The sequence below is a fragment of the Cupriavidus gilardii genome (assembly GCF_013314895.1).
Lineage (GTDB): Bacteria > Pseudomonadota > Gammaproteobacteria > Burkholderiales > Burkholderiaceae > Cupriavidus > Cupriavidus gilardii_C.
The window spans coordinates 91,140-102,568 of sequence record NZ_JABTYE010000020.1; the positions used below are offsets into that span (position 1 = coordinate 91,140).

Genomic DNA, 11,429 nt, shown 5'->3' on the forward strand with positions numbered 1-11,429 from the left:
CCCTCTGACCCTCTGACCCTCTGATCCTGATTTGCACGAAAGCCCGCCAAAGGACGCCCAATGATTGCCGTGATCTTTGAAGTCGAATTCGCCCCCGGGCAGAAGGACGCCTATCTCGATATCGCCGCGCAGTTGCGCCCCACGCTCGAAGCCATCGATGGCTTCATCTCGGTCGAGCGCTTCCAGAGCCTGAGCACGCCGGGCAAGGTGCTGTCGCTGTCGTTCTTCCGCGACGAGGCGGCGGTGCAGGCCTGGCGCAATACCGTCGAGCACCGGCATGCCCAGGCCGCCGGTCGTGGCGGCGTGTTTGCCGACTACCGGCTGCGTGTGGCGCAGGTGCTGCGCGACTATGGCATGCATCGTCGCGAGCAGGCGCCGGGCGACAGCCGTGCCGTGCACGATGCCGCGTCCGACAGTCGGTGAGGGCGCGGCATGGATTCGCATACGCTGGTCGCACAAGCGCTGTTTATTGGCCTGACCTTCCTGCTGGCGGGCTTCGTCAAGGGCGTAGTCGGACTCGGCCTGCCGACGGTTGCCGTCGGCCTGCTCGGACTGGTGATGCCGCCGATGCAGGCTGCCGCGCTGCTGGTCGCGCCGTCGATGGTGACCAATATGGTCCAGCTGGCCGCGGGTCCGCGCTTCGGTGCGCTGGTGATGCGGCTCTGGCCGATGCTGCTCGGCATCGTCGTGGGGACGCTGGTGGCCGGCGCGCTCGCGCCGCCGTCGGCGATGCAGCAGGCCACCGCGGCGCTGGGGATCGCGCTGATCGCCTATGCCGTGGTCGGCCTGTCGTCGTGGCAGCTGTACGTGCCGGCGGCCCATGAGCGGTGGCTGGCGCCGCTGATCGGCCTGGCTACCGGTGCGATCACCGCGGTGACCGGCGTGCTGGTGATTCCCGCCGTGCCCTATCTGCAGGGGCTGGGTCTGGCGCGCGAGGAACTGGTGCAGGCGCTGGGCCTGTCGTTTACCGTATCGACCGTGGCGCTGGCAATCAATCTGCTGATGCACGGGGTGCTCGGACAGGCGCCGGTGCTGGGCGCCTCGCTGGCGACGCTGGTGCCCGCGCTGGCCGGCATGTGGCTGGGTCAGAAGCTGCGCAACCGGATCAGCGCGGCGCTGTTCCGGCGCCTGTTCTTTATCGGGCTGCTGTTGCTCGGGGCGGATCTCGCCTGGCGCGGCTGGCATTGAGCGCACGCCGTGCTGCCGGGCATGGCATATCGCATCGGCATGCCGCGTCCCGGCTTGCCGCATAATGGCCTCGGTCCCGACCCGCGGACCGTAAAGCGTAAAGCGCAAGGCTGACCGATGCCGACCCCTCGCCGCCGCCGCACCGTCAATCCCTGGGCCAAGCTTGGCAAGACCGCTGCCCGCCAGATGCAGCAGATGCAGCGCACGGTCGCGCGCACCGTCACCAGATCGGTGGCGCGCACCGTTGCCAATACGGTGGCGCATTCCGTCACGCAGGCCGCGCATCAAGGCAAGGAAGCCCGGCGCGTGCTGTCCGGTGTCACATCGCCGGTGCCGGCGCCGACCACCCGCGGCGGCGGTCGATGGCAGGAGGGAGTCTGGGGTTTCGGTCCGCTGGCACAACGCCGCTATCGGCTGTTCATCCCGCCGGGCGTCGGCGCAGCGCGGCCCGCGCCTTTGCTGATACTGCTGCATGGCTGCGGGCAGGATGCCGCCAGTTTCGCCGCCTGCACGCGCGTGGCCGCTCTGGCGCGTGCGCGCCGCTGCATCGTGCTGCTGCCCGAGCAGTCCTCTCGCGCCAATGCGCATCGATGCTGGAACTGGTTCCGCGGCGAGGCGCAGGCCGCGGCGGAGGCCAGTCTGCTGATGGGGATGATCGACCATGTCTGCCGCGTGCATCCGGTGCAGGGCGACCGACTGCATCTGCTCGGACTGTCCGCCGGCGGCGCAATGGCCCTGATGCTGGCGCTGCGCTATCCCGACCGCTTCGTCGCCGTCGGTTCGCACTCGGGCGCGGCGCCGCATCTGGCGCGCAATGCCACGCAGGCCGGCCGGGTGATGCGCGGCTCGCTGAGCGGACACACCGACGCGCAACTGCAGGCGCTGCGACTGCAATTGCGCGGCGGGACACCGCCACCGCTGCTGTTGATCCATGGCGATGCCGATCATGTGGTCGCGTACGACAACGCGATCGCCAGCGCGACGCTGTGGCTGTCGCTATCGACGCCCGGCGCCTTGCCGGCCGCCGCGGCCCACCCATCGGTGCGCCTGCTGCGGCGGGGAGAACGCCGTTCGGTCGCGGTGCATGACTGGCGCCGCGACGGCAGGCTCTATATCCGGCTGGTACGGGTCGAAGGGCTGGGCCATGCGTGGAGCGGCGGCGCGGCCAGCCAGGCGTATGCGGATCCGTCCGGGCCCGATGCGCTGCGTATCGCGTGGGCGTTCTTTGCCGCGGTCGCGCCGGCGCCCGTACGAAGGCGCGCCGTCGCCTGAGTGCGGCGCGCTCAGTCCTGCCGCTGCGCGCCCGGCGCGACGATTTCCAGATTGGATTGCGGGCAGGCGACGCAAGGCAGCAGATAGCCGTCTTCCTTCTCATCGGCGCTCAGGCCCGGCCATTCGATGCGATAGCGGATGGTGCCGGACGCCAGCCGGCACAGGCAGGCGCGGCAGGTGCCGTTGCGGCAGGAGCTCGGCAATCGAATGCCGGCGCGCAAGGCGGCTTCCAGAATCGATTGCGTCGGCTCGGCCGTGAACTCGAGCCCGGATGGTGCGATACGCACACGCAGCGGCAACGCGCTGTTCGGATCGCTGTTCGGATCGCTCATCGGTTCGCTGACCGGCTCGCTGGAGGTCTCGCTCATCGCCGTGCCTCGCTGTCCGGCTCCGCCGGCGAAGGAAATTGCGCGCGCCCATGGGTGGCATCGCGCAGCGCCACGCGCGCGGCCTCGACTTCGCTGGCGGGCAGCCTCACCACCAGCTTTACCGTGGGGCCATAGGTGCTGTCGGCCAGCGCATGGCCGGTCTGTTCGAGCCAGCGCCGCACGCGTGCCTCGTCCGCATAGTCGACCTCGAGGGCCAGGTTCGCATAGGCAATGCGCTCGATGCGCTCGGCAGTCTTCAGCGCGGCGGCGATCGCATCGGTATAGGCGCGCACCAACCCGCCGGCACCGAGCTTGATGCCGCCGTAGTAGCGCACCACCGCGGCCAGCACGCCATCGAGTTCGTGATGGCGCAGCACTTCGAGAATCGGCCGCCCCGCGGTGCCCGAGGGCTCGCCATCGTCCGACATGCCGGACTGCCCGCCGGCCAGCAGCGCCCAGCAGACATGCGTCGCCGTGGGATGCTCGGCGCGCAGCGACTGCACGACGCGCATCGCCTCGTCGCGATCGGCGACCGGCATGGCAACGGCGAGAAAGCGGCTCTTGCGGATATCGAGCTCGGCGTGGACGGGGGTGGAGAGGGTGTAGGTAGGCAAGGCGGCAACAGCGGGGAAATGGCTACGGCGCGGCCAGTGTATCTCAGCGCCGCTGCATGCTGGATCACGAGACCGTCTTGGCGCTTCCGGTTACGCTCGATAGGGCAAGTCGCTTTCGATCTATCAGCGCCTGGGCCTCGTTCATGACTTGTCGGTGGGGCACTGCCGGCCGTTGTCGGCGAGGGATTCACGGACCTTTTCCTGAAACTCCATATCCGAGCGCATTTCGTTGTCCCGCCGGACACGATGTTTGGAGTTTTGGATCTGGTTGGCCATGGCGCATCTCCTGTCGAAGAGCTCGCCATCGTGCATCTCATCGGGAAGGCATGCAACATCGAACGACGTGAGGGCTTGCTGGTACGCTGTGGGCCTTGCCCCAACGCACCGCGTCCCGACAGTCATGAATCCCTCCCATTCCAATCACCGTCGCATTGCCCCCGCCGCCGAACGCAACCGCGAGCCGATTCTGGAGGTACTGCGGCGCGTCCTGCCGCCTGCCGGCATCATTCTCGAGATTGCCAGCGGCACCGGCCAGCATGCCAGGCACTTCGCCGCCGCCAATCCAGAATGGATCTGGCAGCCCAGCGATCCGGACCCTGCCGCGCGGCGGTCGATCGCGGCGTGGAAGGTGGAGGCGGGTTTGCCGAATCTGCGTGATCCGCTGGCGCTGGACGTGCTGCAGGCCGACTGGGGCATCGATCAGGCCGATGCCATCGTCTGCATCAACATGATCCATATCGCGCCCTGGCAGGCCGCCGAAGCGCTGTTCGCGGGCGCGGCGCGCGTGCTGCCGGCCGGCGGCGTGCTCTATCTGTATGGTCCCTACCGCCGCGACGGCCAGCACACGTCGCCGAGCAATGCGATCTTCGACGAGCAACTGCGCGCGAGCGATGCGTCCTGGGGCGTGCGGGATATGGAGGTCGTCATCGCGCTGGGCGACAGCGTCGGCCTGCGCTTCGACGAAGCGGTGCCAATGCCGGCCAACAATTTCAGCGTGGTGTTTCGAAGGAACTAGCCGGTAGCGGACAGGGCCGGTCGCGCGGCCCAACGGTTCAGCCCCGTATCAGCATCACCATTGCCGTCGCGATCAGGCAGACCGAGAACCACGCGCGCAGATGGCGCTCCGGCATCCGATGCGCGAGGGCGACGCCCCACGAGATCGTCAGCATGCCGCCGAGCGACAGCGGGATGCCGCTGACCCAGTCGACGTGGCGGGCCTGCGCGTAGGTCGCCAGCGCGACCACCGCGCCGGGCGTGACCAGCGCCAGCGCCAGCCCTTGCGCTGCGGCCTGGCGGAAACCGAACAGGCCGACGAGCGCCGGCGCGGCGATCACGCCCCCGCCGACGCCGAAGAACCCGGACAGCGCGCCGCCGACCACGCCGACCGCCGGAATCCAGCGCGGCGACAGCCGGTTCTGCTGCGCCGTGACGGCGCGTCCAGGCAACAGCCGCCACATGAAATAGACGGCCATGCCGATCATGAACAGCGCGAAGATCCGCCGCAGCAGCACCGGATCCATTGCCGTCGCCAGCCGCGCACCCACATAGGTGGCCAGCACCGCCGACAGGCCGAGTACCAGCGCGGTGCGCAGCGCGATATCGGCGCGGCGGCGATATTGCCAGAAGCCGATCAGCACGTTGGGCGCGATCATGACCAGCGCGGTGCCTTGCGCCAGTTGCTGGTCCATGCCATAGAGCAGGCCCAGAGCCGGAATCGCAATCAGCCCGCCGCCAATGCCGAAGAGTCCGCCGACTGCGCCGAGCGCACCGCCGAGAACGAAGGTCAACAGCGCGGGGAGCAGCGGAATATCGGGCATCGGTCAGGGCTTGGAGGATGGCGCGCCGCCACCACGGCAGCCCGCGCAAAAGTATCGATCATAAAACATGGCGGCAGCGCGCACACGGCTGACGTCAGGGCATTCCCTCGGAATCGCGCGCTGCAAGCTAATCGTCAAGATCTTGAAAGCCGATTGAAATCCGACTTCGCTCCAATGCCGCCGGAGATCGTGCCGGGGCCGCTGATACCGCGCCAACAGCGCCAACAGCGGCGGCCGCACGGTCGCCTCCCGCCGGCATCGCCGGCGCGCTTCGTGTCTGCGTTGCCTGAATCGAGCCTGTCATCGTGCATGTCCGTCGTCATCGCCTTGCCCACCTCCGCCTGCTGGCCGCATCGATCGCCGCATCGATGCTGCTTGGCGCGCCGGCGTGTTTCGCCGCTGCGGCGCCGCCGCCCGCTGCCGTTGCACGGCAGCCGGATGGCGAATGCCGTGCGCCCACCGCGGGCGCAACGCTGACGCTGCCCGAGGCGCGCTCGCTCGCGCTGCGCTGCAATCCGGATCTGATTGCGGCACGCCGCGCCGTGCAGGCCAGCGAGGCCGATATCCAGATCGCCGGGCAGCGTCCGAACCCCGTGCTCAGTCTCGGTGTGGAGAACATCAACCCGCATGCCGGCGTTGGCGCCGGCAGTTGGCGCAACAAGGCCGTCGATTCGACGGCCCGCATCGACCAGGTGATCGAAACCGCCAACAAGGCGGGCCTGCGCGTGAAGACCGCGCAGGCGGCCAACGTGGCGGCGGGCCGGCAAGTGCAGGCGGCCACTGTGCAGCAGATCGCCGCGCTGGAGCAGGCCTTTATCGATGCGGCGGTCAGCCAGCAGCGCGTCGACGTGCTGACGCAGACGCTGGCGCTGTACGAGCGCACCGAGCAGGCCAACAAGATCCGCTACAAGGCCGGCGACCTGTCGCGCGCGGACGTGACGCGGCTCGAACTCGATGCACTGCGCGCCCGCGCGGACTGGCGCGATGCGCGCGCCGATCATCAGCGCGACCTGGCCGAACTGGCGCAGCGCATCGGCATCCCGGGCACGCTGCAGGACGTCGTGCTGTCGCCGCAATGGCCGGGCCTTGCCGAACCGGTGCCGGCGCCGGACGAGCAGGGGTTGCAGGCACGGCCCGATGTGGCCGCGGCGCAGGCGCGCCTGGAAGCCGCCGCGGCCGCGCGCGAACTGGCGCGTGCCGGACGCGTGCCCGACGTGACCGTCGGCGCGCAGGCCGAGCGCTATCCGGCCTCGGCCACCAATCAGCAGGGCAGCGGCAACAGCTTCGGCGTGTTCGTCAGCATCCCGCTGTATGTCCGCCACAGCTATGGCGGCGAGGCGCAGCGCGCCGAGGTGGATTACTACGCGGCGCTGGACGAGCGCAACCGCGTGCTGCTGGCCGCGGGCAACGAGGTCGGCCGGCTGCGCACGGCGCTCGATGCCGCGCGCGAGTCGCTGCGCCAGATGGACGAGGCGGTGCTGCCCGCGGCCGAGCGCGTTGCCGCCGATGCCGAGTTCGCCTTCGGCAAGGGCGCGATCGGTGTGCTCGAACTGCTCGATGCCCGCCGCGCACTGAGGCAGACCCGCCTCGATGCCGCGCAGGCGCGGGGCGCCTATGCCAAGGCCCTGTCCGCGTATCTCGCTGCCACGCGCACCGACGATGCCTCGGCGAGCGGTGCGGCGGCGGGCGCTGCCGATCTGCCGCTGCAGGACGTCGCGCCCTACCTTTCCGTCCACTAGCCGGCCGCGTCCGGCTTTCCTGATCTCCCGATCCCCGACGCCATGTCCTTCCGTTCCCTGTTGACGATCGTCCTGCTCGGCGCGCTGCTGAGCCTGACTGCATGCGGCCGCAAGGCCGAACCGGAGTCCGCGTTGCCGCGCGTCGAAGGCACGGGCATCGTGTTCCCCGAATCGGTCAGGTCCTTGCCCGGCATCAGCGCCGAGCCCGTGCGGCGCGGCGCCGAGCGCGTGCTGACGCTGCCCGGGCGGCTGGTCTGGAACGAGAACCGTACCGTGCGCGTGACGAGTCCGTTCGCCGGTCGTGTCGCCGAGATCCTGGTGCAGCCCGGCACCACCGTGGCCGCAGGCCAGCCGCTCGCGCTGCTGTCCTCGCCGGACTTCGGTGCGGCACAGGCCGACGCGCGCAAGGCGGCCGCCGATGCGGCGCTGGCGGCCAAGGGCCTGGCCCGGCAACGCGAGCTGTATGGTGCCGGCATCGTCGCGCAGAAGGATCTGGAACAGGCGCAGGCCGAGGCCGCGCGCGCCAGTGCCGAACTGCAGCGCGCGCAGGCGGCGCTGCGGCAGGTCGGCGGCGAACTCGGCAAGCCGGGGGCCGTCGGCGTTGGTGCGCCGGATCGCTTCGCGCTGCGCGCGCCGATCGCCGGCCTCGTGGTCGAACGCAATCTGAATCCCGGCATGCAGCTGCGCCCGGACCAGCCGCCGGCCGCGCCGCTGTTTCTGCTGACCGATCCCGCCGATCTGTGGGCGCAGCTCGACGCGGCCGAGGCCGATCTGGCGCTGTTCCGCCCGGGCGGCAGCGTGACGCTGACCTCGGCCGCCTATCCGGGGGAGTCCTTCCCCGCCAGGGTCGTCAAGATCGCCGACTATGTCGATCCGGCCGCCCGCAGCATCAAGGTGCGTCTGTCGGTGCCGAACCCGGAGCGCAAGCTGAAGGCCGAGATGTTCGTCACCGCGCGGATCGAGGCCGCGGGCTTCGACGGCATCGCAGTGCCCGCCAAGGCGGTGTTTCTGGCCGACAACCATCACTATGTGTTCGTGCGCGTCGACGCGCATCGCTTCGAGCGGCACGAGGTCAAGGTCGGCGCCAGCCTGCCGGGCGTCACCGAAGTGGTGGCCGGGCTGGAACCCGGCATGCAGGTGGTGACCGACGGCAATCTCTATCTGCAGGACATCCTGCGCGATGCGAGCGCGACCCAGGCCGCGCTGCGCCAACAAGCTCAATGAGGCCGGCCGCGTCATGATCTCGCGCATCGTCCATTTCGCGCTGCACCAGAAGCTGTTCGTCTGGATGGGGCTGGCGCTGTTCGTCGCCGGCGGCCTGGCGGCCTTCAAGAACCTGCCGATCGAGGCCTTCCCCGACGTCTCGGACGTGCAGGTCAACGTGATCACGCTGTATCCGGGGCGCGCGGCCGAGGAGGTCGAGCGCCAGGTCACGATTCCGATCGAGACGGCGCTGGCCGGCACGCCGAACTCGGTACGGGTGTTCTCGCACACGCAGTTCGGCCTGTCCTATCTGATGGTGACCTTCAACGACAAGGCGACCGATGTCACCGCGCGCCAGCAGGTGATCGAGCGCCTGCGCGGCGTCGACCTGCCCGATGGCGTGCAGCCGGACCTCGCGCCGCTGTCGACCGCGATCGGCGAGATCTACCGCTTTCGGCTGACCGGCAAGGGCCATACGCCGCAGGAGCTGCGCACGCTGCAGGACTGGGTGGTCGAGAAGAACCTGCGGCAGGTGCCCGGCGTGGCGGACCTCGTGACGATCGGCGGCACCATCAAGCAGTACGAGGTCAACCCGAATCTGGCGCGCATGCGAGACGCCAATATCTCGCTGGCGCAGCTGTTCGCGGCGCTGCAGCGCGGCAACTCGAACGCCGGCGGCGGCGCGGTCGCGCAGGGGCGGCAGCAGTTTCTGCTGCGCTCGCTGGGGAGCTTTCGCAGCTCGGCCGATATCGCCAACGTGGTGGTGTCCGAGGTCAATGGCACGCCGATCCTGGTCAAGGACATCGCCGATGTGCGCGTCGGCGCCGCCCCGCGCCAGGGTTTGATGGCGCAGGACGACGAGGAGGACATCGTCTCGGGCATCGTGGTGATGCGCAAGGGCGAGAACCCGTCGGAGGTGCTGACCGCGCTGAAGGCGAAGATCGCGCAGCTGAACGAGCAGATCCTGCCGCGCGGTGTCGAGATCGTGCCGTACTACGACCGCGCCGACCTGATCGACAAGACGCTGCACACGGTGTTCGGCAATCTGGTCGAGGGCGCGCTGCTGGTGATGGCGGTGCTGTACCTGTTCCTGGCGAACGTCCGTGCCGCGGCCATCGTCGCGCTGGTGATTCCGCTGGCGCTGCTGTCGACCTTCATCGGCCTGACCTGGGTCGGCATTCCGGCCAACCTGCTGTCGCTCGGGGCGATGGATTTCGGCATCATTGTCGACGGCGCCGTGATCGTGGTCGAGAACATCTTCAAGCGGCTGGGCGAACTGAAAGAGCAGAAGATCCGCGACAGCCGCGCGCGGCTGCAAGCGATTGCGCGCGCCGTCACCGAAGTCGGCCGCCCCACGGTGTTCTCGATGGTGATCATCATTGCCGCGCACCTGCCGATCTTCACGCTGCAGCGGCACGAGGGAAAGATCTTCGCGCCGATGGCCTATACGGTGACCGGCGCGCTGGTCGGCTCGCTGATCGTGTCGCTGACGCTGGTGCCGCTGCTGTGCTACCTGCTGCTGAAGAAGGACATCGCCCACCACGACAACACGGTGGTGCGGCTGTGCAAGCGCGCCTACGCGCCGATGCTGGCGTGGGCGCTGGACCACAAGCGCGCGGTTGTGGCCAGCGCGGTCGCGCTGCTGGTCGTCACCGCCGGGGTCGGCAAGCTGCTCGGCAGCGAGTTCCTGCCCGAACTCGACGAGGGCGCGATGTGGGTCAGCTTCGACCTGCCGGCCTCGGTGTCTACCGACGAGGCGCGCGAGCAGGCGGCCCGGCTGCGCCGCACGATCCGGCTGACGCCGGAGGTCAAGTCGACGATCTCCAAGGTCGGCCGGCCGGACGATGGCACCGATCCGAAGCTGATCAATACGGTCGAGATCCTGGTCGACCTGAAGCCGGAAGCGCAGTGGCGGCGGGGCTTCGACAAGCGCCGCATCATCGGCGAGATCAACACCAATCTGCGCAAGCTGCCGGGCATCGAACCGAACTTCTCGCAGCCGGTGCGCGACAACATCCTCGAGAGCATCTCGCAGATCAAGGGCCAGATCGTCATCAAGGTGCAGAGCGACAGCCTCGAGCAGAACAAGCGCGTCGCCGACCAGATCCTCGCCAACGTGCAGACCGTGCCCGGCGTGATGCGCGCCTTCATCGACCGCGACGGCGAGCTGCCGCAGTATGTGCTCGACTTCGACCGGGCCCAGGCGGCGCGCTACGGCATCAACGTGGCCGACGTGCAGGACCTGATGGAGACCGCGCTGGCCGGCAAGGCCGCCACCGAGCTGTGGGAGGGCGAGAAGCACTTCAGCGTGGTGGTGCGGCTCGCGCCGAACGAGCGCGAGCTGCCGAACCTGCCGAACATCCTGATGCAGACCGCCGAGGGGGCGCAGGTGCCGCTGTCGCAGCTGGTGCATTTCCATGCGGCCTCCGGCGCGATGAACATCAGCCGCGAGAACGGGCAGCGCACCACCTCGATCGGCGTCTTCATCCACGATCGCGACATGGGCAGCGTGGTCAAGGACATGCAGGCGCTGGTGGCGAAGAACGTGCACGCCGACGACGTCAAGATCGGCTGGTCCGGCGAGTTCGAGAACCAGCAGCGCGCGATGGCGCGGCTGTCGATCGTGGTGCCGCTGTCGGTGCTGCTGATCTTCCTGCTGCTGTTCCAGGCCTTCAAATCGTTCAAGAGCGCGACGCTGATCCTGTCGAACATCCCGTTCGCGCTGGTGGGCGGCGTGTTCGCGCTGTTCCTGACCGGCATTCCGCTGTCGGTGTCGGCGGCGATCGGCTTTATCGCGCTGTTCGGCCAGGCGGTGCTCAATGGCGTGGTGATGGTGACCTACTTCAACCAGCTGCGCGACCAGGGCCTGCCGCTGCGCCAGGCGGTGCTGGCCGGGTCGATGGACCGCTTGCGGACCGTGCTGATGACCGCGCTGCTGGCGATGCTCGGCCTGTTCCCGATGGCGGTCTCGCGGGCGATCGGCTCGGAGACGCAGCGGCCTTTGGCGATCGTGATCATCGGCGGGCTGATCACCGCGACGGTGCTGACGCTGATCGTGCTGCCGACGCTGTACGAATGGATGGTCAGCCGCAGCTGGCCGGACGAGGCGGCGGAGGAGGATGAGGTTGCTGGCGGTGCCGAGGATGTACGACGGGATGATGCGGCGGTGGTTTGAGGGGCGTTGCGAAACCACCTCTCTCTCCCCAACCCTCTCCCCAACCCTCTCCC

At 68.9% G+C, this 11,429-nt stretch carries 11 protein-coding genes; 7 read left to right on the plus strand and 4 right to left on the minus strand.

Annotated elements, in window-relative coordinates; translation table 11 throughout:
- Positions 1-60: 60 nt before the first annotated feature.
- From HTY53_RS18945 to HTY53_RS18955, 3 genes are all read left to right on the plus strand, one after another.
- A complete protein-coding gene (locus HTY53_RS18945) occupies positions 61-423 on the plus strand; it encodes an antibiotic biosynthesis monooxygenase family protein (RefSeq protein WP_174108044.1) in 363 nt (120 codons plus the stop codon).
- 9 nt (positions 424-432) lie between these two features.
- Positions 433-1,188 (plus strand): sulfite exporter TauE/SafE family protein, encoded by a 756-nt coding sequence (locus HTY53_RS18950; RefSeq protein ID WP_174108045.1) that lies wholly within the window; start codon positions 433-435, stop codon positions 1,186-1,188.
- Positions 1,189-1,305: 117 nt separating this feature from the next.
- Positions 1,306-2,460, plus strand: a complete 1,155-nt coding sequence (locus HTY53_RS18955) for an extracellular catalytic domain type 1 short-chain-length polyhydroxyalkanoate depolymerase (RefSeq protein WP_174108046.1) — start codon at positions 1,306-1,308, stop codon at positions 2,458-2,460.
- A gap of 11 nt (positions 2,461-2,471) precedes the next feature.
- Here the strand turns inward: HTY53_RS18955 and HTY53_RS18960 are convergent, their stop codons facing one another.
- The 3 genes from HTY53_RS18960 to HTY53_RS24955 all read right to left on the minus strand — a co-directional run bounded on the left by HTY53_RS18960 (position 2,472) and on the right by HTY53_RS24955 (position 3,718).
- Entirely contained in the window at positions 2,472-2,828 is a 357-nt protein-coding gene (locus HTY53_RS18960) for a 2Fe-2S iron-sulfur cluster-binding protein (protein ID WP_174108047.1), read from the minus strand.
- Complete coding sequence (locus HTY53_RS18965; RefSeq protein WP_174108048.1) at positions 2,825-3,442, minus strand: IMPACT family protein; 618 nt, start codon at positions 3,440-3,442, stop codon at positions 2,825-2,827. The genes HTY53_RS18960 and HTY53_RS18965 overlap by 4 nt, the downstream gene beginning before the upstream one ends.
- A 141-nt stretch (positions 3,443-3,583) precedes the next feature.
- Positions 3,584-3,718 carry a hypothetical protein gene (locus HTY53_RS24955; protein ID WP_274383326.1) on the minus strand — a complete coding sequence of 45 codons (135 nt, stop codon included), beginning with the start codon at positions 3,716-3,718 and terminating at the stop codon, positions 3,584-3,586.
- Positions 3,719-3,842: 124 nt separating this feature from the next.
- Here HTY53_RS24955 and HTY53_RS18970 point away from each other — a divergent pair, with 124 nt between their 5' ends.
- Positions 3,843-4,457, plus strand: a complete 615-nt coding sequence (locus HTY53_RS18970) for a DUF938 domain-containing protein (protein WP_174108049.1) — start codon at positions 3,843-3,845, stop codon at positions 4,455-4,457.
- Positions 4,458-4,494: 37 nt separating this feature from the next.
- Here the strand turns inward: HTY53_RS18970 and HTY53_RS18975 are convergent, their stop codons facing one another.
- On the minus strand, positions 4,495-5,259 hold the full coding sequence (locus tag HTY53_RS18975; protein ID WP_174108050.1) for a sulfite exporter TauE/SafE family protein: 765 nt from the start codon (positions 5,257-5,259) through the stop codon (positions 4,495-4,497).
- 368 nt (positions 5,260-5,627) lie between these two features.
- Between HTY53_RS18975 and HTY53_RS18980 the strand changes: the two genes are divergently transcribed.
- Genes HTY53_RS18980 through HTY53_RS18990 form a run of 3 tightly spaced genes read left to right on the plus strand, consistent with a single transcriptional unit; the run spans position 5,628 to position 11,376 of the window.
- Positions 5,628-6,998: a TolC family protein gene (locus tag HTY53_RS18980; protein ID WP_174108064.1), complete on the plus strand. Its 1,371-nt coding sequence runs from the start codon at positions 5,628-5,630 to the stop codon at positions 6,996-6,998.
- Positions 6,999-7,040: 42 nt separating this feature from the next.
- The gene (locus tag HTY53_RS18985; RefSeq protein ID WP_174108051.1) at positions 7,041-8,222 is read left to right on the plus strand and encodes an efflux RND transporter periplasmic adaptor subunit; all 1,182 of its coding nucleotides are present in this window, start codon (positions 7,041-7,043) and stop codon (positions 8,220-8,222) included.
- A gap of 13 nt (positions 8,223-8,235) precedes the next feature.
- On the plus strand, positions 8,236-11,376 hold the full coding sequence (locus tag HTY53_RS18990) for an efflux RND transporter permease subunit (protein WP_174108065.1): 3,141 nt from the start codon (positions 8,236-8,238) through the stop codon (positions 11,374-11,376).
- Positions 11,377-11,429 lie beyond the last annotated feature (53 nt).